Annotated in this window: 20 protein-coding genes; 15 read left to right on the top strand and 5 right to left on the bottom strand. The window is 54.9% G+C overall.

The annotated features are described in order from the left end of the window. Window positions 1–17: 17 nt before the first annotated feature. From WG929_RS16415 to WG929_RS16375, 9 genes are read left to right on the top strand one after another with little or no spacing between them, the layout of a single operon-like run. Complete coding sequence (locus tag WG929_RS16415; RefSeq protein ID WP_416206954.1) at window positions 18–1,556, top strand: HAL/PAL/TAL family ammonia-lyase; 1,539 nt, start codon at window positions 18–20, stop codon at window positions 1,554–1,556. Then, a complete protein-coding gene (locus WG929_RS16410; RefSeq protein ID WP_416206953.1) occupies window positions 1,553–1,960 on the top strand; it encodes an acyl-CoA thioesterase in 408 nt (135 codons plus the stop codon). The genes WG929_RS16415 and WG929_RS16410 overlap by 4 nt, the downstream gene beginning before the upstream one ends. Further along, a complete protein-coding gene (locus WG929_RS16405) occupies window positions 1,957–2,556 on the top strand; it encodes an outer membrane lipoprotein carrier protein LolA (RefSeq protein WP_416206952.1) in 600 nt (199 codons plus the stop codon). Before WG929_RS16410 ends, WG929_RS16405 begins: the two co-directional genes overlap by 4 nt. Then, on the top strand, window positions 2,537–4,942 hold the full coding sequence (locus tag WG929_RS16400; RefSeq protein WP_416206951.1) for an MMPL family transporter: 2,406 nt from the start codon (window positions 2,537–2,539) through the stop codon (window positions 4,940–4,942). Before WG929_RS16405 ends, WG929_RS16400 begins: the two co-directional genes overlap by 20 nt. Beyond that, window positions 4,935–5,528 (top strand): DUF3261 domain-containing protein, encoded by a 594-nt coding sequence (locus tag WG929_RS16395; RefSeq protein WP_416206950.1) that lies wholly within the window; start codon window positions 4,935–4,937, stop codon window positions 5,526–5,528. Before WG929_RS16400 ends, WG929_RS16395 begins: the two co-directional genes overlap by 8 nt. A gap of 2 nt (window positions 5,529–5,530) precedes the next feature. Next, window positions 5,531–6,718, top strand: coding sequence for a beta-ketoacyl-ACP synthase (locus WG929_RS16390; protein ID WP_416206949.1), 1,188 nt, complete (start codon window positions 5,531–5,533; stop codon window positions 6,716–6,718). After that, the gene (locus WG929_RS16385) at window positions 6,708–7,184 is read left to right on the top strand and encodes a hotdog family protein (protein ID WP_416206948.1); all 477 of its coding nucleotides are present in this window, start codon (window positions 6,708–6,710) and stop codon (window positions 7,182–7,184) included. Before WG929_RS16390 ends, WG929_RS16385 begins: the two co-directional genes overlap by 11 nt. After that, a complete protein-coding gene (gene fabG, locus WG929_RS16380) occupies window positions 7,177–7,908 on the top strand; it encodes a 3-oxoacyl-ACP reductase FabG (protein ID WP_416206947.1) in 732 nt (243 codons plus the stop codon). The genes WG929_RS16385 and fabG overlap by 8 nt, the downstream gene beginning before the upstream one ends. Then, window positions 7,908–9,131, top strand: a complete 1,224-nt coding sequence (locus WG929_RS16375) for a beta-ketoacyl-ACP synthase (RefSeq protein ID WP_416206946.1) — start codon at window positions 7,908–7,910, stop codon at window positions 9,129–9,131. The genes fabG and WG929_RS16375 overlap by 1 nt, the downstream gene beginning before the upstream one ends. A 46-nt stretch (window positions 9,132–9,177) precedes the next feature. Here WG929_RS16375 and WG929_RS16370 read toward each other — a convergent pair whose 3' ends face one another. Beyond that, window positions 9,178–10,416: an NAD(P)/FAD-dependent oxidoreductase gene (locus WG929_RS16370; protein ID WP_416206945.1), complete on the bottom strand. Its 1,239-nt coding sequence runs from the start codon at window positions 10,414–10,416 to the stop codon at window positions 9,178–9,180. A 221-nt stretch (window positions 10,417–10,637) separates the two neighbouring features. Between WG929_RS16370 and WG929_RS16365 the strand changes: the two genes are divergently transcribed. The 6 genes from WG929_RS16365 (at window position 10,638) to WG929_RS16340 (ending at window position 15,132) form a co-directional block, all read left to right on the top strand. Further along, window positions 10,638–10,898 carry a phosphopantetheine-binding protein gene (locus WG929_RS16365; protein WP_416206944.1) on the top strand — a complete coding sequence of 87 codons (261 nt, stop codon included), beginning with the start codon at window positions 10,638–10,640 and terminating at the stop codon, window positions 10,896–10,898. A 15-nt stretch (window positions 10,899–10,913) separates the two neighbouring features. Beyond that, window positions 10,914–11,672 carry a glycosyltransferase family 2 protein gene (locus WG929_RS16360; protein WP_416206943.1) on the top strand — a complete coding sequence of 253 codons (759 nt, stop codon included), beginning with the start codon at window positions 10,914–10,916 and terminating at the stop codon, window positions 11,670–11,672. Continuing rightward, window positions 11,669–12,664 carry a lysophospholipid acyltransferase family protein gene (locus WG929_RS16355; protein ID WP_416206942.1) on the top strand — a complete coding sequence of 332 codons (996 nt, stop codon included), beginning with the start codon at window positions 11,669–11,671 and terminating at the stop codon, window positions 12,662–12,664. Before WG929_RS16360 ends, WG929_RS16355 begins: the two co-directional genes overlap by 4 nt. Before the next feature lie 127 nt (window positions 12,665–12,791). Beyond that, window positions 12,792–13,343 (top strand): D-glycero-beta-D-manno-heptose 1,7-bisphosphate 7-phosphatase, encoded by a 552-nt coding sequence (gene gmhB / locus WG929_RS16350; protein ID WP_416206941.1) that lies wholly within the window; start codon window positions 12,792–12,794, stop codon window positions 13,341–13,343. A 170-nt stretch (window positions 13,344–13,513) separates the two neighbouring features. Continuing rightward, complete coding sequence (locus WG929_RS16345; RefSeq protein ID WP_416206940.1) at window positions 13,514–14,335, top strand: lysophospholipid acyltransferase family protein; 822 nt, start codon at window positions 13,514–13,516, stop codon at window positions 14,333–14,335. Between the two features lie 284 nt (window positions 14,336–14,619). Beyond that, window positions 14,620–15,132 carry an MOSC domain-containing protein gene (locus tag WG929_RS16340; protein ID WP_416206939.1) on the top strand — a complete coding sequence of 171 codons (513 nt, stop codon included), beginning with the start codon at window positions 14,620–14,622 and terminating at the stop codon, window positions 15,130–15,132. A 284-nt stretch (window positions 15,133–15,416) separates the two neighbouring features. Here WG929_RS16340 and fabV read toward each other — a convergent pair whose 3' ends face one another. The 4 genes from fabV to dnaN all read right to left on the bottom strand — a co-directional run bounded on the left by fabV (window position 15,417) and on the right by dnaN (window position 21,584). Then, a complete protein-coding gene (fabV, locus tag WG929_RS16335; RefSeq protein ID WP_416206938.1) occupies window positions 15,417–16,607 on the bottom strand; it encodes an enoyl-ACP reductase FabV in 1,191 nt (396 codons plus the stop codon). Between the two features lie 299 nt (window positions 16,608–16,906). Further along, window positions 16,907–19,324, bottom strand: coding sequence for a DNA topoisomerase (ATP-hydrolyzing) subunit B (gyrB, locus tag WG929_RS16330; RefSeq protein ID WP_416206937.1), 2,418 nt, complete (start codon window positions 19,322–19,324; stop codon window positions 16,907–16,909). A 55-nt stretch (window positions 19,325–19,379) separates the two neighbouring features. After that, a complete protein-coding gene (gene recF / locus WG929_RS16325; protein WP_416206936.1) occupies window positions 19,380–20,477 on the bottom strand; it encodes a DNA replication/repair protein RecF in 1,098 nt (365 codons plus the stop codon). A gap of 6 nt (window positions 20,478–20,483) precedes the next feature. Beyond that, complete coding sequence (gene dnaN, locus WG929_RS16320) at window positions 20,484–21,584, bottom strand: DNA polymerase III subunit beta (protein ID WP_416206935.1); 1,101 nt, start codon at window positions 21,582–21,584, stop codon at window positions 20,484–20,486. Window positions 21,585–21,592 lie beyond the last annotated feature (8 nt).

The raw sequence follows: 21,592 nt of genomic DNA, 5'->3' as shown, positions 1-21,592 counted from the left end.
GACAGGCCGTACTGACTATGGTTACTTTTAATGGCTCACGCCTGACGATTGAAAACATCTGCGCTATTGCCCGGCAAAACAGCCCGGTCGAGCTGGATCAGGCGCTGGCATTCCGCCAGCGGATCCAGCGTGGCAGCCAGTTCCTCGACCGGCTGCTGGCCGAAGACGGTGAAATTTACGGGGTCACCACCGGTTATGGCGACAGCTGTACTGTCACGATTCCACCGGAGCTGGTGGCCGAGCTGCCCAGACACCTGTACACCTTTCACGGCTGTGGCATGGGCGCGATACTGCCGCTTGAAAGCGGTCGAGCGGTACTGGCAACCCGGCTGGCATCCCTGTGCCGGGGCTTTTCCGGGGTATCCATAGAGCTGCTGGAGCAACTCGAACGGCTGTTACACCATGACATTGTGCCGCTGATTCCGGAAGAAGGTTCCGTCGGTGCCAGCGGCGACCTGACGCCGTTGTCCTACGTAGCGGCAGTCCTCTGTGGCGAACGTGAAGTCTATTATCAGGGCGAAGTACGACCAACCGCCGAGGTGTTTGCCGAACGGGCTATTCAGCCACTGACATTACGGCCGAAAGAAGGTCTGGCGATTATGAACGGCACCGCCGTCATGACCGCCCTGGCCTGTCAGGCGTTCAGTCGTGCCCGTTATCTGGAAGCCGTGGCGACGCGGATTACCGCGCTGGCGACCATTGCCGCCAAAGGCAACGCCCACCATTACAATGACATTCTGTTCAGCGCCAAGCCTCACCCTGGCCCGCAAAAGATCGCCCGCTGGCTACGGGGCGATCTGGAAGCCGGTACACCACCCCGCAACCCGGATCGCTTGCAAGACCGTTACTCGCTGCGCTGTGCCCCGCACGTGATTGGCGTGTTAAGTGAGGCTCTGGACTGGAACCGCAGCCTGATCGAAAACGAGCTCAACAGCGCCAACGACAACCCCATCATTGACGGCGATAACGAGCTGGTATTACACGGCGGCCACTTCTACGGTGGCCATATCGCCATGGCGATGGACACCCTCAAAACCGCCGTCGCCAATATTGCCGATTTGCTCGACCGTCAATTGGCAATGCTGGTCGATACCAAGTTCAACCACGGTTTGCCTGCCAATCTGTCCGGTGCGGAAGGCCCACGCCAGGCCATCAGCCACGGCTTCAAGGCGGTGCAAATTGGTGTCTCCGCCTGGACCGCCGAAGCGCTCAAGCACACCATGCCGGCCAGCGTATTCTCACGCTCGACCGAATGCCACAACCAGGACAAGGTCAGCATGGGCACCATCGCCGCGCGCGACTGCCTGCGGGTATTACAGCTAACCGAGCAAGCGGCGGCAGCCTGTTTGGTCGCTGCCGTACAAGGGCTGGAATTACGTATTCGGGCTGGAGAGGTCAACACAGACAGCCTGTCTGCCAGTATCAGCGCGACGATAGATGCCGTGCGCTCAGTCAGTCCCTTGCTGCTGGAAGACCGCGCACTGGAACAGGAACTGCGCGACATGGTATGCGCCCTGCAACAACAGCGCTGGCCGCTGTACGAGTGTCGCTCATGATCCGTGCTGCCGTTGATATTCAGGTGCCGTTCCACGACGTCGATATGATGAATGTGGTCTGGCACGGCCATTACGCCAAGTATCTGGAAATTGCCCGTTGTGCGCTACTCGACCAAATTGGTTACAACTACACCGAAATGAAAGCCTCCGGCTACGCCTGGCCGGTGATCGACCTGCATATTCGCTACCCTGGCCCGGCCTGCTTTGGCGAAACCATCACGGTCACTGCGACGCTGACCGAGTGGGTCAACTGCCTCAAGATTGGTTATGAAATCCGCAATAAAGCCAGTGGCAAACGCCTGACCAAAGCCACCACCACCATGGTGGCCGTCGACATGGCGACCCAAACCATGTGTTTTGAATCTCCTCAGGTCATGATCGACAAGGTAACCGCCCACTTATGATTCGTTCGCCTCGCATGCTGGCCTGCCTGGTGCTGCTGGGTGCCATCGCCACCAGTCACAGCCAGGCGCAATCGCTCAGCCAGGCCGACCTTGCCCGTATTCTGACACCCACCGATGAATTGCAGGGCCAGTTTGAGCAGGACAAATACCTGACCATTCTGCCGCGCCCATTACACTCCAGTGGCCAGTTCCACTATCAGCGCCAGCAAGGTCTTGAATGGATAATCGAACAACCGATAGCCAGTAAAGTGATGATCAGCGAGCACGGTATCTCCCAAACTCAGGGTGGTGAAGTGGTCTGGCAAAGTGATGCCAACAGCGCCCAGACGGCCACCGTAGCCAACCTGCTGGCGGCGATTTTTGCCGCTGATCTGGCCACCTTGCAAGCCACCTTTGCCATCACGGGTACCCAGGTCAGCGAAACCAATGGCTGGGATTTACAGCTGACCCCCAAAAGCGATGTCTTGATGTCGTTTTTTTCCCGCATCGATATGACCGGCACCACCCATCTGCAAGGTCTGACCTTGCACGAGCCAAAAGGCGACCGGACCGAAATCCGCCTGGAGGTCAGCGGCGATGCCAGCGCAGCTGAATAAGCCACTGCATCCGGCATCGTACCGACCGTTACTGGCCTGGTTACTGCTGATGGCCGTGGCCATCGTGATACTGGCCTGGCAGTTCCACCGTGGCATACAGTTCGATACCAGTATCCTGTCGTTACTGCCCGATGAGCACAACAGTGCCGCTGAATCCTTCGCCAACAACCGCATCGCCAGCAATGCCTCACAAGGGCTGATCCTGCTGGTATCCGGTGAGCGGGCTAGCAGTCTTGTCGCAGCGGAGCAATTACAAACAGCATTACAAGACTCCGGCCTGTTTGCCCGCGTTGAAGGCAAAACCGACGCCACTCAGCTCAGCCAGCTGCTTGATCAACTGTCCGACTGGCGTTACTACCATCTGACCGCCGTCGATCGTGCCAAATTGCAACAAGCACACCAAGTGCAAGAGTCCAGCCTGTTGCAAGAACCCAGCCCATTGGTGAGTGCGGCCATCAGCCGCCTGTACTCACCGCTGGGAGCCACGCTGACCCGGCATCTGGTCGACGATCCACTGCAACTGCTGGATCACTGGCGCGAGCAAGCCTTACCGAATCAGGGCATCAGCCTGCAAGACGATTGGCCCACCCGTATTGAACCAACGCCAATGGGCCAACACTGGCACCGGATTGTGCTGGCAGAGCTGAATGGCAGCCCGTTTGACATGGGTTACCAGCGTCAGCTCAGTGAGTTGCTCCAGCGGCTGAACAATACGATTCATGGCCTCAGTTATACCGGTCTGATTGTTCATGCCACCTACGGTGCCAATCAGGCGCAACATGAAATCTCGACCATCGGCGTGGTGTCATTGCTGGGGATTGTGCTGTTGATGCTGCTGGTGTTCCGGCGTCCATCCTATTTACTGCTGGTGTTTATGCCACTGCTGTTTGGTTGCCTGCTGGCCATGGCCACTTGCCTGCTGATATTTGACCGGGTGCATCTAATCACCCTGGCGTTTGGTGCCAGCCTGGTCGGCGTTGCCATCGACTATTCGCTACATTTTCTTTGTCATCGGCTGGAGCAACCAATACCAACGACTGGCACAGCCGCCACCCGCGACCCGGTTACCGGTGCCATTACCCTCGGCATGCTCTCCAGCGTCCTGGCCTACCTGGCACAGGCCGCAGCCCCCTTTCCCGGTTTGCAGCAAATGGCGGTCTTTTCCGCCGCCGGGCTGGTAGGCGCCTGGCTAACGGTGATGGGGCTGCTGCCCTGGCTGACCCGACGTATGCCAGCCAACCCGGATTTGAGCTGGTTGCTGCACCGGCTGGCCGCCATTCGCAGCCATTGGCCCCGTATTCATCAACCCGGAGTCGCCATTCTGCTGACGCTGCTTGCCTTGCTGGCGCTGTGGCAGCTGCCCAAATTAGCGTTTGACGACAGCCTGATTAGGTTACAAACCTCGCCCGTCAGCCTGCTACAAAACGACCAGCGTATTAATCAGCTCGCGGGCGGTGCTTCGTGGGCCAGATACCTGCTGCTATCCGGTGACTCCGCCGAACAATTACTGCAGCACAGCGACACCCTGCGTGACCCGCTTGAGCAACTACTCAGCCGGAATCCTGGCCTGCACTACCACAGCGTCAGCCAGCAACTGGCATCACAGCAACAACAACGGGCGGACTACCAGCAGCAGGCGACTACCGTCTATGCCAGCGGCGGCCTGCTGGAGCAGTTTGCCAAGCAGTTGGGGGCCGTTGAAATCAGCCGTTCTGCGCGGGCGGATTTTGCCAACCGCGCCAACCTGACGATCACTCCAGAACACTGGTTGGCCTCAGCCTTCAGTGCCAGCAGCCGGCATTTGTGGCTGGGAGAATTCGGCGGGCGCTTTTATGCCGTGGTGAATTTTTCCGGCACGGTGCCCGCCAACCTGGTCGAGCAGTTGCAACCACTACTGCAAGATGCCCATCGCTCTGACTGGCTACAGCTGGTGGATCGCCCGGCGGCCATTGGCAAGGTGCTGAATCACTACCGCCATAACATGGGCTGGTGGCTCGCCGCCGCGTATGCCGCCGTACTGCTCTTGCTGGCGCTGCGCTACCGTCTGACGGCCTGGCGTATTCTGGCCGGGCCGGCGCTGGCCAGCGTGCTGACGCTGAATCTGCTGGCGCTACTGGGTATGCAGTTGACGCTGTTTAACCTGCTGGCGCTGCTGCTGGTACTGGGTATTGGTATGGATGCCGGCATCTTCCTGCGCAACAGTCGTAACAGTCTCTACACCTGGCTGGCGGTAGCGATGTCAGCACTCACTACCTTGCTGGCCTTTGGCTTGCTGGCACTGTCGCAAACTCCAGTGCTGATGTATTTTGGCGCAACCGTGCTGTGCGGGGTCATTCTGGTGTGGTTGTTAACCCCGGTATTTACCCTGGAAGATCAGCATGCCTAACCTCATGCAGCGGATGTTGAAGCCACTGGCGCTACTCTCGCTGACCTGTTTGGTGCTGTTGTCTGGCTGCAGCTTGCTGACGTTTCGCCCCGACCGCTTGCAGCCGCCGTTGTTACCACCGGCCGATTTCCCCTTCAACGGCCAGTTTACCCAGGTGGTAAGCGCTGACGCTGAACCAGCCAAAGCCATGCTGGCCAGCTGGTCGGTACAGCAAGGTGTGCTGGTGCTGGTGGGGCTGACAGCTACCGGGCAAGAGTTGCTGCGCGTTCGTTACGACGGTCAGCAACTGGAGGAAAAACGCTCACCGCTGCTGCCACAACAGCTGCAAGCCCATACCATGCTGGCGCAGATTCAGCTGGCCTACTGGCCACTGGCCAGCATTCGTACCACCCTGGCCGGAACCGGCTGGTCGTTACAGGCGCTGCCAGGCGTGCGCCGCTTATATTATGATGCGCACCTGGTGTATGAATTCAAGGCGGTAACGGCGCAGTCCGAAGCCGCTGACAGCTTCTGGACACAGCTGCTGATCGAGATACCTGACCTGCAGCAGCGGATCAGAATTGACACTCTGGAAATGGATAAGTAGTCATGCAGGATATTCCCGTTTATTTGAATCACCTGGGAATCGTCTGCTCCCTTGGACGTGGTGCCGAGCAGGTCTGGCAAACCCTGCAACAGCCGGATGCCGAACCGCTGACACTGGCCGATGAATGGATGTCGACACCGGTATACCTGGGTCAGGTCAAGGCTGAGCTGCCCCCGCTGACGCAATTTGCAGCCGCACGCCAGTCCCGCAATAACCAGCTACTGATGTCTGCCTGGCAACAGCTTCAGGTCGCTTTTGCAGCCATGCGCCAAGGCATTGCCGCCGAACGTATTGGCATTGTGCTGGGCAGCAGCACCAGTGGTATCGCGGAAGCCTTCAGCACCGTGCAAGGCTGGGTTGACCACCAGCAACCCGCCACTGCCACGCGTTATGCCATTCAGGAAATGTCTGCCCCGGCGCTTTCGCTGGCGGACTGGAGCGGTGCCAAAGGGCCAACTTATGTAGTATCAACTGCTTGCTCCTCCGGTGCCAAGGCGCTGGCCAGCGCCCGCCGCCTGATTCAGCAGGATGTCTGTGATCTGGTGATTGCCGGTGGCGTTGATTCACTGGCGGCTATGACGCTTAACGGTTTTGGGGCGTTGGAATCCCTGGCAACGGCGGTGTGTGCCCCGTTCAGTGCCCATCGCGACGGTATCAATATCGGCGAAGGGGCGGCCTTGTTTATCATGAGCAAAGAACCGGCGGCGGTGGCTCTGGCGGGGGTCGGTGAATCATCTGACGCCCATCATATTTCTGCCCCGCACCCGCAAGGCGCGGGGGCCATCGCCGCCATGAGTCAGGCGCTGCAACAACGCCAGTTGAATCCCGAACAGGTGTCCTATATCAACCTGCATGGCACGGCTACTGAGCAAAATGACCGCATGGAAAGCCAGGCGGTATTCCGCCTGTTTGGCGACCGGGTAGCGGCCTCTTCAACCAAGGCCTTGACTGGCCATACGCTGGGGGCTGCCGGTGCCATTGAAGCGGCGTTCTGCTGGCTGACGATGCAACAGGATGGCCGTTTACCGCCACATCGCTGGGACGGGGTGCCTGATCCGGCACTGGCGCCGCTCCGCCTCGTTACGGCAGGTTTGAAACTGGATCATCCACCGGTCTTTACCCTGAGCAACTCATTTGCTTTTGGTGGCAACAATATTTCCCTGTTATTCGAGCGTATTTATGGCGATTGATCCGACCCCTGCCTTCACCGTCGAGGAGCTGGTTCCCCATCGCGGCGAAATGAGTCTGCTGGATCGTATTCTGGCGTATGACGCCGACAGCCTCTGTGCCGAGGTCGTGATTCAGCCGCAGTCCTCTTTTTGTGGCCCCGACGGCGTACCGGGCTGGGTCGGCATTGAGTATATGGCCCAGGCCATTGCCGCCTGGGCAGGCACTGCCGCCAAACAGGAGGGCACTGCCGTACGGGTTGGTTTTCTGTTGGGCAGCCGCCGCTTCAGCAGCAGTTGCAGCTGTTTTCCGGTGGGTGCGCGGCTGCACATCCAGGTGGAACGCTTATTACAGGACAGCAGCGGATTGGGCTCGTTTGACTGCAGCATCCGCTTTGACCAGGAACAGCAGCAAGCGCGGCTGAACGTATTTCAACCCCAAGACGTCAGCAATTTTATGGAATCTGTCAAAGGACAACACAATGTCTGAATCCAGCACTGTATTTATTACCGGCTCCAGCCGTGGCATCGGCAAGGCCATCGCCCTGCGGCTGGCCCGCGAGGGCTTCGATATTGTGGTGCATTGCCGCAGTAATCGCGCCGAAGCGAAACAGGTGCAGCAGCAGATTCTCACCATCGGCCGCCAGGCACGGATACTGCAATTTGATATTGCCGATCGCAGTCGCTGCCGTGACATTTTGCTGGCGGATATCGAAGCCCACGGCACCTATTACGGTATTGTCTGCAACGCTGGCCTGACCCGCGACAATGCCTTTCCAGCCATGTCCGAAGACGACTGGGACACCGTGATTCACACCAATCTGGATGGTTTTTTCAACGTGGTGCAGCCGTTAACCATGCCGATGGTACGGCGGCGCAAGCCGGGCCGAATTGTGGCCATGTCATCGGTATCCGGCATTACCGGCAACCGCGGCCAAGTGAACTATTCCGCTTCCAAAGCCGGTCTGATTGGTGCCTGCAAGGCGCTGGCGGTCGAACTGGCCAAACGCAACATCACCGTCAATTGTGTTGCCCCTGGCCTGATTGAAACCGATATGATCGAAGGCGTGCATATCGATGAGGCAATGAAAATGATTCCGGCCAGACGTATGGGCCGTCCGGAAGAAGTGGCAGCCGCAGTCAGTTTCCTGATGTCTGAGGATGCGGGTTATGTGACCCGCCAGGTGATTTCTGTCAACGGTGGTATGTGCTGATGAAACGCGTTGTGATTACCGGCATGTCGGCCATTTCACCGATTGGCCAGGACTGGGACACCATTGCTGCCAATCTCAGGGCCTTAACGACTGGCATCCGTTATATCGAAAGCTGGGACAAATACGAAGGTCTGAATACCCGCCTGGGTGGCCCGGTCGATGACTTTGAAAAACCGTCACACTATACCCGTAAGGCTGTACGCAGCATGGGCCGGATGTCGGTGATGGCCACTCGCGCCACCGAACTGGCACTGCAACAGGCTGGCTTGCTCGATGATCCATGTATTCAGGATGGCCGTATGGGCGTGGCTGTCGGGTCGTCCTCCGGCACCCCGGATGCCATTGGGGAATTTGGCCAGATGCTGTTTAACCATTCGGTGAACGGTCTGAACGCCACCTCTTATGTACGCATGATGCCGCATACCGCACCGGTGAATATTGGCGTGTTCTTCGGCTTGAAAGGCCGCATCATCACCACCTCCAGCGCCTGTACATCCGGCAGCCAGGGCATTGGTTATGCCTACGAAGCCATCAAATATGGCCATCAAAAAATGATGGTGGCCGGTGGCTGTGAAGAACTCAGCGCCACTCAGGCAGCGGTGTTCGACACCCTGTTTGCCACCAGCACCAATAACGCCAACCCGGATCTGGCACCACGCCCGTTTGACCAGGATCGTGACGGTCTGGTGATTGGCGAAGGCGCCGGGATTGTGATTCTGGAAACGTTGGAATCTGCCCTTGAACGAGGAGCCACCATTCTGGCGGAAATCGTTGGTTTCGGTACCAATTCGGATGGCGCACACATTACCCAACCCAACGCCACCACCATGCAAGTAGCCATGGAAATGTCGCTGCGCGATGCCGGACTAACCCCGGCTGATATCGGTTATGTCAGTGCCCACGGCACCGCCACCGACCGTGGTGATGTGGCGGAAAGCCAGGCCACCTTTCAGGTGCTGGGGAAGAAACCGATCAGCTCATTCAAGAGTTTTACCGGCCACACCCTGGGGGCTTGCGGCGCGCTGGAAGCCATTGTCAGCATCCATATGATGAATGAGGGCTGGTTTCACGCCACCGCCAACCTGACTCATCCCGACAGCGACTGTGCCGATCTGGATTACATTATGGGGCAGCCGCGTCACCTTGAGACCGACCATGTCATGAGCAACAACTTTGCGTTTGGTGGTATCAATACCTCACTGATCCTGAAGCGCTGGCGCTGATTCTGAAACGCCAAACAGCGGGCATTCAAACATCAGCTCGCTGGTGTCAGCCCCGGCAAATCTCCACGATGGCATTCAGGCGACGTTCCGCCTGACTGACAAACGGATTGGCCTGATCCCAGGCATAACCGGCCAGAATCGAGCTGATCATCTTGCGAATATCAACGTTGGCACCGGCGTAAAAAATGGCATCCTGAAAACGGCCGTCGTACCAGGATTCCACAAACACCCGGAACACATCCACCCCCTGCTTCAGCGGTTTGGCGTAGTCTTGCTGCCAATCCACCGCGTCACCCGACAAGTGACGATCCAACACTTCCGCCGCCAGGCTGGCGGATTTCAGCGCAATCGTCACACCAGACGAAAACACCGGGTCGAGAAATTCCCCGGCGTTGCCCAACAAGGCGTAACCCGGCCCGCACAGGCTGCTGACGTTGGCGGCATAGCCATGAATTTCCCGCACTGGCTGATTAAATTCAGCCTTGGCCAGCAGCTGGCTCAGCGCCGGATCTTGCTGCACCAGAGTACGTAAACGGGCTTCCGGCTTCAGTTCGCTATAACGCTCAAAAAACGACGGTTCTGCCACGACACCCAATGAACAAGTACCGTTGCCAAACGGAATCAGCCAATACCAGACATCCCGATGTTGCGGGTGAATGGTGATCAGAATTTTATTGCGGTCGTGTTGCTCATCACCGATGTGGTCGACCACATGGGTAAATAACGACTGCCGCAGTGGGAACCCGGAGGGCGACTCCAGCGCCAACAAACGCGGTAACACCCGGCCAAAACCGCTGGCATCGAGCAGGAAGCGACCTGCTATGCTGAATGGCTTGCCGGTGGCATCCAGGCCACTCACCGTCACCCCATCGTCCCGGTTATCGACCGCTGTGATTTCATGCTGATAGTGAATACTTACTCCCTGCTCAGCCGCTGAATCGGCAAGGATCTTGTCGAAATTACCCCGCTGAACCTGAAACGTGGTGCCCCAGCCTGGGGTAAACTTTTCACGAAAATCGAAAAAACTGTACTGCTCCTGGTAACGAAATGCGGCACCGTTTTTATACTGAAAACCAGCCGCTCGCACTGCATCCAACATACCGGCCTGCTCGATGAATGCCATGCACTGTGGCAACAGGCTTTCGCCAATCGAAAAGCGTGGGAACGTCTGCTTTTCCAGAATAACCACCCGGTATCCTTTGCGTTTCAGCAGGGCTCCCGCCACCGCACCAGCAGGGCCGGCACCAATAATAACGACGTCTGCTGACTGCTTCCGATCCGTCATGCTTCATCCTTTGATAGTTGATTTTGATTACTCTGGGTACGCCGCGATGGCGTCCGTGCAGAGCCGGCGTTAATACCACAGAATACGAATGACGCCTATCTCGGGCTGATGCTCCGTCAGGGCGGCGGTAACCCAGACCCGCTGGCATAATACCGGACGAGAATGGATAATAGCCGCCTTTTTACCTTCCCCCGAAAATGCCCCAGCAAAGGATACTGTCGTTGAATACTTTAGAGTTCCAGATCAAGCAACTGATCATTGATACCCTGAATCTGGAAGACATCCGTCCTGATGACATCGAAAACGACGCCCCTCTGTTTGGCGACGGACTCGGACTGGATTCGATTGATGCACTGGAGCTGGGTGTGGCGATCAAGAAACAGTTCAATATCGCCCTGACCGACGACTCTGAAGAAAACCGTCAGCACTTCGCCTCTGTCAGTGCGCTGGTGAAACTGGTCGAATCCCGAACCCAAGCCTGATTCGAGGCCAGCCACGTGAGCTATTGCTTCATTATTCCCTGCTACAACCATTCCACCACATTGCAGGCAACGCTGACGGGCTTGCAGCCGTACCACCTGCCCATAGTGGTGATTGACGATGGCTCAGCAGCCGAACACGGTGTCCGTATCCGTCAGGTCTGTGATGGTTTTAATAATGTTGAGCTACTGACTAAAACGGTTAACGCCGGTAAAGGCGCTGCGGTGATCTCTGCTATCCAGCTCGCCAGCCAACGAGGTTACAGCCATGCCCTGCAGGTGGATGCTGATGGCCAGCACAACCTGGACGATATTCCACGGTTGATCGAACGATCCCGAGCGCATCCCGAAGCGCTGGTTAGCGGCCAACCGCTTTACGACAGCTCAGTGCCCAAGGCGCGCCTCTACGGCCGTTACGCCACCCATGTATGGGTATGGATCGAAACCCTGTCATTGACCATTCCAGACTCCATGTGCGGCTTTCGTGTCTACCCGCTGGCAGCGTTTGTAGCACTCAGCAACAAGGTACGTATTGGCAGACGCATGGACTTCGATACCGAGGTGATGGTGCGTCTTTACTGGCAAGGGACGCCGGTACTGTTTATACCTACCCGAGTTATCTATCCGGAAGGAGGCACCTCCAACTTCCGGGTCTGGCGTGACAATCTGATGATCAGCTGGATGCACACCCGTCTCTTCTTTGGCATGCTGGTGCGCCTGCCGATGCTGCTGGGTCGGAAACTGCGACCCGCTGCGGCGCTGCAGAAACGGCCATGAAGCAACAGCCGCCCAGCGACCCACCATCGAACAAGAGCCAGCATTGGTCTGACGTGACCGAAAAAGGCTCCTCCTTGGGCATGACACTGCTGTTGTGGTTTTACCGTTATCTAGGGCAACCAGCGTTTTCGGTGGTGGCATTTTTTGTGATTGGCTGGTTCTACCTGAGCGCCAGGGTACAGCGGCAGGCGGCACAGAATTTTCAGCACAGAGTCGCACAACACCGGCTCCGATTGGGTATGCCCGAATGGCAGCCCAGACCCTTTCGTCAGTTTCTGGCGTTTGGCTTTTCTGCCCTCGACAAAATTTCGGCCTGGGCCGGGGACATCCATGTTAATGATGTCGATTTCCGTAATTTTCAGACCATGCAGCAAGCCGTCGGCAGTGGCCAGGGGGGCATCATTCTGATTTCCCATCACGGTAATATGGAAATCTGCCGGGCGATTGGCCAACAGATTCCGACCCTGAAAATCAACGCGGTGGTGCATACCCGCAATGCCGTCAAATTCAATCAACTGCTGCAAAAAGTCGCTCCGGATGCCGGTCTGAACCTGATCGAAGTGACGTCGTTCGGCCCGGAAACAGCCGTTATGATGCTGGACAAAATCGAGCGTGGTGAGTTTATTGTGATTGTCGCCGACCGGACGTCGGTGCAACATCGTGAGCGCAGCCTGACGGCTGATTTTCTTGGTGCTCCCGCCTACTTGCCCGAGGGGCCGTTTATTCTGGCCTCGATTCTGAAGTGTCCGGTGTATTTTATGGCCTGTTTACGTGGTGACGACAATCGCTTCCTTGTTGACTTTACCCCTTATACCAAGCGCCTGCTGCTCGACCGCAAACACCGCCAGCAGGCACTCGCTAACGCCGCTCAGGATTATGCCCACTGGCTCGAAGGGTTGGCGCTGCGCTTTCCGACTCAGTGGTTCAACTTTTTCGACTTCTGGGAAAAACCCCGCCCATCCAGGGACAAAAATCCATCAAAGACACCCTGACCTGCCGCTGCTGCTGCTGTCGGTCGTTCTGTTCCAGGGGCAAGAAACCGGATACCCGGAAGCAATTGCTTTTATTCCGCCAGGGTAACCTTGGGTATACTGGTACCATCCCAGCCGGAGCCAAACCATGAAACTGATTATCCTCGACCGTGATGGTGTCCTGAACCAGGATTCCGACGCCTATGTCAAATCGGCGGCGGAATGGATTCCTATTCCCGGTAGTGCCAGGGCAGTCGCCCGGCTGTGTCAGGCGGGTTATCAGGTCGCGGTAGCCACCAATCAATCGGGCTTGGCCCGTGGCTATTTCAGTCAGCACGACCTGGATGCGATGCACGCCAAAATGACCGCACTGGTCGAGGCCGAAGGTGGCAAAATAGCCCATATCGCCTGGTGTCCCCATGGCCCGGATGATCACTGTCTTTGCCGCAAACCCCTGCCCGGCCTGATCCACCAGATTGAACAGGCGCTAGGGATCTCGGCCCGAGGGGCTATCATGGTGGGAGATTCAATTCGGGATCTTGAAGCCGGTATCGCCGCCGGATGTACTCCGATTCTGCTACGTACTGGCAAAGGCCGGGCAGCGGAAGGCAAGCTGGCGACGGATTCATCGTTGCAGGCCGTTACCGTCTTTAATGACCTGGAAGCCTGGGTGAATCAACTGCTCGGCCCGGAAATTTAACAAATACTGTCTCGGTGGCATGGTTTGTCGAGCAGGGATCAGGTAATTTGCCTCATGGATTGTGGTGCCCACAGGGAAACAGTCATAGGAAATGACGTAACAATCAAAACCGCATGGCAATGGTATAAACACGCCGACAGTTTGATTTTCAACAAGGCTTCTTCAGCACTATGAACAGCTCCAGTCCTTCGGCCGTTGCCGATACTCCAAACCCTCCCCTCAGCCATAAACTGCGCAGTGTGCTGTTTTATATCTGGCTGGCGGTAGTGACTATTATCTGGTTTATACCCAGCCTGCTGGTCGGTTTGTTTTTACCGCTCAAGGCACGCAATTATTGGGTCATGGGTATTCATTGCCGGCTGGTAATGTTTGGCTTGCGCTGGATCGTCGGCATTCGCTGTGAAGTGGAAGGGCGCGATAACATCCCCAGTGATGGCCGTGGTTACGTGATTATCAGCAAACATCAGAGCACCTGGGAAACCTTTATGCTGCCGACGCTGATTTACCCACACGTTCAGGTGGTCAAGAAGGAGCTTTCCTATTTGCCATTTTTTGGCTGGGGTTTGCAGCTGATCCAGCCGATTTTTATTGATCGTAATAAAAAAACCAATGCCCTCAAGCAGGTAATCCAGCAAGGGGAAATACGGCTGAAGGCGGGTATTCATGTGCTGGTATTCCCGGAAGGCAGCCGCATCCCGTCAGGCAAACGCAAGGCATTTTCCAAGGGTGGTGCCATGCTGGCGACGAAAACAGCCGCACCGGTGATTACTGTCGCCCATAACTCCTCTGAGCGCTGGCCTAACACCCATTGGGTCAAATCTCCCGGCGTCATCCGGCTGGTTATTCGTGAAGCCATCGAGACGGAAGGGTTAAGTACCGCCGTATTAAACGAATTGACTGAAACCTGGATCAACGAACAAGTGGATCGTATTTCCGCGCTGCCGTTCCAGGGTGAATATGTAGAGGCAGCGACCAGCGGCAAGCGCTTCTGAGACTGACTGCCACAGCCCGACATGCCACACTGACAGACAAATAAAAACGGCTCCTTGTTCAGGAGCCGTTTTTATTTGATCCGCTTCTGCCTCTTTATAAGCCGCCGCCGATTATAAGCCGCCGCCGACAAACGTTTAATCCTTACATCGGAACGTCGACCGCCAGACAATTCAGCTCAGGGAAGTCCCATTCACAAATTCACAAGAGTCCGAGTCGAGCATGAGATTGCAGCAGCACCCGACTCTGGCTAGAGTCAGCGTTCTATTCCCGATGAGCATTCACGATGCGTAGCCAAAACAGCCTGTTTTCGCGTTATTTACCCAGTATGCAACCTGGTCACCTACAATGGATTGGCCTGCGTCCGGCGCGTCGTGAAACTGTACAGGTGGTAGAGCAAACTCGAGCAGTAGCGACATTGGGACTAATAGGTGACAGACGCTGTGAGGGCACCCCAGGTAGCGCCCGTCAGGTAACGCTGATTAACGCCGAACACATCCAGCTAATCGCCAGTTTGCTCGGCTTCGACAGCATCGACCCTGCCCGATTACGGCGTAATCTGGTGGTGTCCGGTATAAATCTGCAGGCACTTAGACATCAGCGTTTTCAGATTGGTGCAGCCATCTTCGAAGCGACAGCCCAATGTCACCCGTGTGGACGCATGGAGGAAGTATTGGGGCCTGGCGGAACAGCAGCGATGCTTGGGCATGGGGGGTTGTGTGCGAAGATTATTCAAAGCGGTGAGATTCGAGTCGGAGATAAGGTAGTGCCGTTACTGGAGCAGCCGGGGTTGTTCTAGCAACTTGCCCGTCAGACAAGTCGATAATGTTTCATGTGGAACACTGCTGCTTCTTGTTCTTATATTCGTGCGGCTGTGATAGCACATAAACCTGACCACTATTACCAACACGATATTAGATTCCAATATTTGCCGCAGTGTTCAGTGTTATTTGATCCATAAAAAACGACCCTCCCCTACGGGAAAAATCGGTTTTTCCCAGCGTGGGCAAGAACAGTGTTTCACGTGAAACACCGTTCTTGCCCTATCCCTATCAGCCAGCAGATCATTTACGCCGTGAGCGACTACTCAACCATGCCTTTGATGTCGACCACCGGATTAACCTCTGCCTCGTAATCCACACCTGCAAGGCCAAAACCGAACAAACGCAAAAACTCAGCCTTGTAACCAACAAAGTCGGTATCGGTTGCGATGGTTTCAGTAGTGATTTTATCCCACGCATCTTCAACCGCTTGTTGTACTTCTGGCGTCAACTCCAGCTCGTCAACACGGGCCCGGCCTTCGTCATCCAATCGCGGGCTGTCGCTATACAGGCATTCGGTGTAGAGACGGTACAACTGTTCGATGCAGCCTTCATGGGTGCCCTGCTCTTTCATCACTTTGAACAACAAGGACAGGTACAAGGGCATGATTGGAATAGCCGAACTGGCTTGGGTAACCACTGCTTTTAAGACGGCAACACGGGCATCACCACCCTTGGTCGCCAGCTTTTCGCGGATAGTGATAACGCGCTTGTCCAGATCCTGTTTAGCCTGACCAATAGTGCCACCCCAATACAGATCCCAGGTCACCTTGTCGCCAAGATAAGTGAAAGCAGAGGTCTTGGCACCGTCGGCAAGAACACCGCCTGCATCCAGTGCATCAATCCACATTTGCCAGTCCTCACCACCCATGACAGCGATGGTATTGTCGATATCTTCCTGGGAAGCAGCAGGCAGGGTAAATTCCTGAATGACTTCTTTATCGGTATTGATACCCAACAAGGTGACGTCTTTACCAATAGGCTTCAAGGTCGATGTGTGCACCACATCCGTTACCGGGTGCTGGCGACGGGGTGCTGCCAAGCTGTAGATCACCAGATCTACCTGGCCCATATCTGCTTTGATGGTATCTATGGTTTTTTGCTTGAGTGCATTGGTGAAGGCGTCGCCATTAATGCTTTTGGCGTACAAGCCTTCTGCTTCGGCAAACTTGTGAAAGGCAGCGGAGTTATACCAGCCTGCTGTGCCGGGTTTTTTCTCGGTACCTGCTTTTTCGAAAAACACACCCAGAGTATCTGCACCGCCACCAAACGCTGCGGCGATACGAGCGGCAAGTCCGTAACCCGTCGAAGCACCAATCACCAGTACACGTTTCGGCATATCGATCTTGCCTTGTGCCTTGATGAAGTCAATTTGCTCTTTAACGTTTGCTTCACAACCCGTTGGATGGGTGGTCACACACATAAAACCGCGAACTCTCGGCTTGATAATCATGAATCATTCCTGTCGATCTGGATTACGGGATATCCGAAGTACTCGTCTGACAGCAACAAGCAGCCTTCGGCCAATGCGGGTGTCATTGTATCTTGCCGCTGTCCATATAGCAGCCACCCTTTGAGACAAGCACTTTTGATCGGGGTTACGCCATGACTAACGGGCTTTTCTGTGGATAACTCAGTGGATGAAATATTCTAGCGACTTATAACTGAAACATAGCCAAGCAGGTTTTTAAGCTGAAATAAAAAAGCCCCGGCTGAGATATCCCAGCCGGGGCCTGATAAACACTGGAGAAATCAGAAATCCAGGTTCGCTACGTTTAATGCGTTTAATTCAATAAAGGCCCGACGTGGCTCAACTTCGTCACCCATCAGGGTTGTGAACATCTTGTCGGCAGAAATCGCATCTTCAATGCCTACCCGTAGCATGCGACGGGTATTTGGATCCATGGTGGTTTCCCACAACTGATCCGGGTTCATCTCCCCCAATCCTTTATAACGCTGGATATTGAAGCCTTTTTTAGCTTCGTTCAGCAGCCACTGAATGGCATCCCAGAAATCCACGATTGGGTAAACACGCTCGCCACGCTGGATATAGGCATCACTTTCCAACGTGTCTTGCAGACGTTTGCTGATGGCAGACAGTTTGCGATAGCCAGATCCGGTAAAAAACTCATGATCGAGCACGTAGTCACGCGGAACGCCATGGGTAATCACTTTCACCAGTACGTTAAACTCGTTCCGCTCTTTATCCCGTATATGTTCCACGTGGAAATGGTTACCACTCCGTCCGGCATCTGGGAGCGCAGCAGCCAATTGTAATCCCCAGTTTTGCACGAAGGCTTCATCTTCAAGTGCAGACGCTTCCACCACTGGCAGTGTCAGCAACTGATGAAGGACGGCCTGAGGGATCAAGCCAGACAAGCGCTGCACGGTTTCCTGCGCAGATCGGTAATCGGCTACCAGGGATGCGAAGGCAGCATCGGTAATCGCAGGCGCGTCTGCGGAGGGGTACAAGGCGGCCTTTTCCAGAGCGATATGAGTCAGATATTCTTCCATCGCTTCTTCATCCTTGATGTATTGCTCTTGTTTGCCACGCTTTATCTTGTAAAGCGGAGGCTGAGCAATATACACATGGCCACGCTCGATAATCTCGGGCATCTGGCGGAAGAAGAAGGTCAGTAGCAGGGTACGGATGTGCGCACCATCCACGTCCGCATCCGTCATAATAATGATGCTGTGGTAGCGCAATTTGTCCGGATTAAATTCTTCCCGGCCAATACCACAACCCAACGCAGTAATCAGCGTGCCAACTTCAACAGAAGATAACATCTTGTCGAAACGGGCTTTTTCTACGTTGAGGATTTTGCCTTTCAGCGGCAGAATCGCCTGAGTGCGACGGTCTCGGCCTTGCTTGGCGGAACCGCCAGCCGAGTCCCCTTCCACCAGATACACTTCGGAAAGCGCCGGGTCTTTTTCCTGACAATCCGCCAGCTTGCCTGGCAGCCCTGCGATATCCAGTGCTCCCTTGCGGCGAGTCATTTCACGGGCGCGACGTGCAGCCTCACGAGCCCGGGCAGCATCGATCATTTTACCCACCAGGTCTTTCGCCTGAGATGGATTTTCCATCAGATAGTCACTGAATAGTCGTCCCATTTCCTGCTCGACGGCTGGCTTCACTTCGGAAGACACCAGCTTGTCTTTGGTTTGGGAGCTGAACTTGGGGTCTGGTACCTTGACCGAAATAATAGCGGTCAAGCCTTCACGAGCATCATCACCGGTTGTTGCAACCTTGGCTTTTTTGGCCAGGCCTTCTTTCTCAATATAGGTATTCAAGGTACGCGTCAACGCGGCCCGGAAACCGGCCAAATGACTGCCGCCATCACGCTGGGGAATGTTGTTGGTGTAACAGAAGATGTTTTCCTGAAAGGTGTCGTTCCACTGCATCGCTACTTCGACAACAATGCCATCTTCGCGCTCGGCGTTAAAATGGAAGACCTCGTTCAGTGCGGTTTTACCATCGTTGAGATATCTCACAAACGAAGCCAAACCACCTTCAAATTCGAACACGTCTTCCTTGTCAGCGACCCGCTCATCTTTCAGGTGAATACGTACGCCGGAATTCAGAAAGGATAATTCCCGCAAACGCTTGGCCAGATAGTCGTATGAAAATTCGGTCTTGGTGAAGGTTGCTTTTGATGGTAAAAAAGTCACCATTGTGCCGGTGGTTTCGCTGACACCCACTTCTTTCAGCGGATAGTTTGGCACGCCATGGCTATATTCCTGCTCATACAATTTGCCACCACGACGGATGGTGATTTTCAGGCTCTCAGACAGGGCATTGACCACTGATACACCGACACCGTGCAGGCCTCCCGACACCTTGTAACTATTGTCATCAAACTTGCCTCCGGCGTGCAGTACCGTCAGGATTACCTCCGTTGCCGAGATACCTTCTTCTTCATGGATCTCGGTTGGGATACCTCGGCCGTTATCTGATACGGAAACTGAATTGTCGGTATGAATAACCACGTCAACGCTGTCACAATGGCCACCCAGGGCCTCATCAATGGAGTTATCGACCACCTCGAACACCATATGATGCAGACCTGTGCCATCATCCGTATCACCTATGTACATGCCTGGACGCTTGCGAACGGCGTCGAGACCTTTCAGTACCTTAATACTGGACGAATCGTAATTCTGCTCACTCATTCAGTGTTCCTCTTGGGCGGAAATAGCTTCAGCAATTGCTTGTTGGATCAGATGATCAGGGAAGGCTTTCTTCTTCGATTTTGCCGTGTTCCACATGGAACACCTTGAATTCGGAGGGGGTCCAGCTGTCCATCAATTGCTGTTTTTCAATACTTGTAATAAATACCTGACATTTTAAATCTTCCAGCACTTGGCATAAAGCCAAACGGTGGCGAGAATCCAGTTCAGACGCCAGATCGTCAACCAGATAAATCGGAGCATTCCCGCAGCTCTGCTTGTACAAAATCCCCTGGGTAAGCTTCAGTGCAGCAACAACGGTTTTTTGTTGGCCACGGGACAACACATCGGCGGCGGGTAATTTATCAACCCGAATACGGAGTTCTGCCCGATGCGGGCCGGACTGGGTATAACCCAATTGTAGATCCCGATCCTGTTGTCGAGTCAAAATATCCTTGAGCTGACTGTCTTTTTCCCAACCTGGGTAATAATGCAATCGCACCTTGATCTCAGCGTCGAGCGCAGCGAGTGTCGACTCAAACTGGGGCACAAACACTTTCAGATAAGCCAGGCGATACTGGTGAATTTTTTCACTGGCTTCGATAAATCCACCATCCCAAACGTCCAGCCAGCTCACTTCCTTTTGTTTCAACACGCTATTGCGTTGTTTTAACACCTTACGAAAAATTCGCCATTCCTCAATAAAGCCGGGTTCCACATGGAACACCCCCCAATCAAGAAACTGGCGTCTGTCTTCCGGTGATCCGACCAGCAATCGGAAGGTATTTGGCTCAATAACCTGAACCGGCAAGCGGGTGGCTACTTGTGCCTGGGAGGTCAGAACCGAACCATCAAGACGAAATAACACATCACCATTACGCAGGCGGAGACTGTACAAATCCTGGGTCTGCGCATCCGCCCCCGTCGTCCCATCCAATTCACATTCCAGTTCGAGCCGATCGGCATCATGATGGATGAGCTGCTTGATCTGAGTTGAGCGGAAAGATTTCCCCGAAGACAGCAACGCGATTGACTCCAGCAAGCTGCTTTTGCCGCTGCCGTTATCACCATAAATGAAGTTAACGCGAGAATGAGGATGGATATCCAGCGGTGCCAGATTACGGACACCGCGTACGGACAAGCGCCGAATCGGCATAAATACCTACAGGCGCATCGGCATCACAACGTACAGCGAGTCGCCGCCTTCTGGCTCTTCCAGCAAGGCACTACTGTTGGCATCTGACAGCGTCATTTTAACGTTCTCATTATTAATAACCGACATAACATCCAGCAAATAAGCAACGTTGAAGCCCATTTCAAGAGAGTCGCCGTTGTAGCTGACCGCAACGGACTCCTCTGCTTCTTCCTGCTCCGGGTTATTGGCAAAGACCTGCAGCAAGTCTGGTGCCAGTACCAGGCGTACGCCACGGTACTTTTCATTCGACAGAATGGCGGTACGGGCAAATACCTGACGTAGTTCCTGACGATCAGCCAGCATCACATTGGTACCGTTTTTTGGAATCACTCGGGTGTAATCCGGAAATTTTCCGTCGACCAGTTTTGAGGTAAAGGTGAAATGCTCAGTCTGTGCCCGAAGGTGATTGCCACTGAGTGACAAGGTAACACTCAGTTCTGCATCGGTGAGCAATTTTGCCAGTTCCAGCACGCCTTTACGGGGCAGGATAATCTGGTTCAATTCGTCAGGACCACTGATCTCAACACAACAGGTTGCCAGGCGATGGCCATCTGTTGCTACCGTCCGCAGTGAGTCAGTACTTACTTCAAATAACATACCGTTAAGATAATAGCGCACATCCTGTTGCGCCATGGCAAAGCTGGTACGATCCAGCGCCCGGCGTAATACCTGCTGACCCATGGAGAAGTTTTTTTCTTCTCCAACGGACTCAACATTGGGGAATTCGGTCGCCGGTAATGATGACAAGGTGAAACGCGAACGACCAGCACGAACAGTAACCCGCTGATCTTCCAGCGCAATTTCAATCTGGGCACCGTCTTGCAGTGAGCGACAGATATCCATCAGTTTTTTGCCCGGTACCGTGACTTCACCTTCAACTCCGACTTCGTCAAGAGTTACCCGGCCAACCAGTTCGACCTCGAGATCGGTCCCTGTCAGGGACAACTGCTGACCACGCACTTCCAACAACACGTTGGAGAGCACTGGCAGCGTCTGTCGTTTTTCAACAACACCCGCCACCAGTTGCAGGGGACGTAGCAAAGCTTCCCTAGAGATTACGAATTTCATGGTTCTCC

This window comes from Oceanobacter antarcticus, assembly GCF_044962685.1.
GTDB lineage: Bacteria > Pseudomonadota > Gammaproteobacteria > Pseudomonadales > Oceanobacteraceae > Oceanobacter > Oceanobacter antarcticus.
The sequence above is the reverse complement of the archived record's forward strand: the minus strand, read 5'-3'. Positions and strand labels throughout refer to the sequence as shown.

Bases quoted from the DNA above. Each gene is read 5' to 3' on its own strand.
- WG929_RS16415 (WP_416206954.1), top strand. From the start codon at position 18: ATGGTTACTTTTAATGGCTCACGCCTGACGATTGAAAACATCTGCGCT.
- WG929_RS16410 (WP_416206953.1), top strand. From the start codon at position 1,553: ATGATCCGTGCTGCCGTTGATATTCAGGTGCCGTTCCACGACGTCGAT.
- WG929_RS16405 (WP_416206952.1), top strand. From the start codon at position 1,957: ATGATTCGTTCGCCTCGCATGCTGGCCTGCCTGGTGCTGCTGGGTGCC.
- WG929_RS16400 (WP_416206951.1), top strand. From the start codon at position 2,537: ATGCCAGCGCAGCTGAATAAGCCACTGCATCCGGCATCGTACCGACCG.
- WG929_RS16395 (WP_416206950.1), top strand. From the start codon at position 4,935: ATGCCTAACCTCATGCAGCGGATGTTGAAGCCACTGGCGCTACTCTCG.
- WG929_RS16390 (WP_416206949.1), top strand. From the start codon at position 5,531: ATGCAGGATATTCCCGTTTATTTGAATCACCTGGGAATCGTCTGCTCC.
- WG929_RS16385 (WP_416206948.1), top strand. From the start codon at position 6,708: ATGGCGATTGATCCGACCCCTGCCTTCACCGTCGAGGAGCTGGTTCCC.
- fabG (WP_416206947.1), top strand. From the start codon at position 7,177: ATGTCTGAATCCAGCACTGTATTTATTACCGGCTCCAGCCGTGGCATC.
- WG929_RS16375 (WP_416206946.1), top strand. From the start codon at position 7,908: ATGAAACGCGTTGTGATTACCGGCATGTCGGCCATTTCACCGATTGGC.
- WG929_RS16370 (WP_416206945.1), bottom strand. From the start codon at position 10,416: ATGACGGATCGGAAGCAGTCAGCAGACGTCGTTATTATTGGTGCCGGC.
- WG929_RS16355 (WP_416206942.1), top strand. From the start codon at position 11,669: ATGAAGCAACAGCCGCCCAGCGACCCACCATCGAACAAGAGCCAGCAT.
- gmhB (WP_416206941.1), top strand. From the start codon at position 12,792: ATGAAACTGATTATCCTCGACCGTGATGGTGTCCTGAACCAGGATTCC.
- WG929_RS16345 (WP_416206940.1), top strand. From the start codon at position 13,514: ATGAACAGCTCCAGTCCTTCGGCCGTTGCCGATACTCCAAACCCTCCC.
- WG929_RS16340 (WP_416206939.1), top strand. From the start codon at position 14,620: ATGCGTAGCCAAAACAGCCTGTTTTCGCGTTATTTACCCAGTATGCAA.
- fabV (WP_416206938.1), bottom strand. From the start codon at position 16,607: ATGATTATCAAGCCGAGAGTTCGCGGTTTTATGTGTGTGACCACCCAT.
- gyrB (WP_416206937.1), bottom strand. From the start codon at position 19,324: ATGAGTGAGCAGAATTACGATTCGTCCAGTATTAAGGTACTGAAAGGT.
- recF (WP_416206936.1), bottom strand. From the start codon at position 20,477: ATGCCGATTCGGCGCTTGTCCGTACGCGGTGTCCGTAATCTGGCACCG.
- dnaN (WP_416206935.1), bottom strand. From the start codon at position 21,584: ATGAAATTCGTAATCTCTAGGGAAGCTTTGCTACGTCCCCTGCAACTG.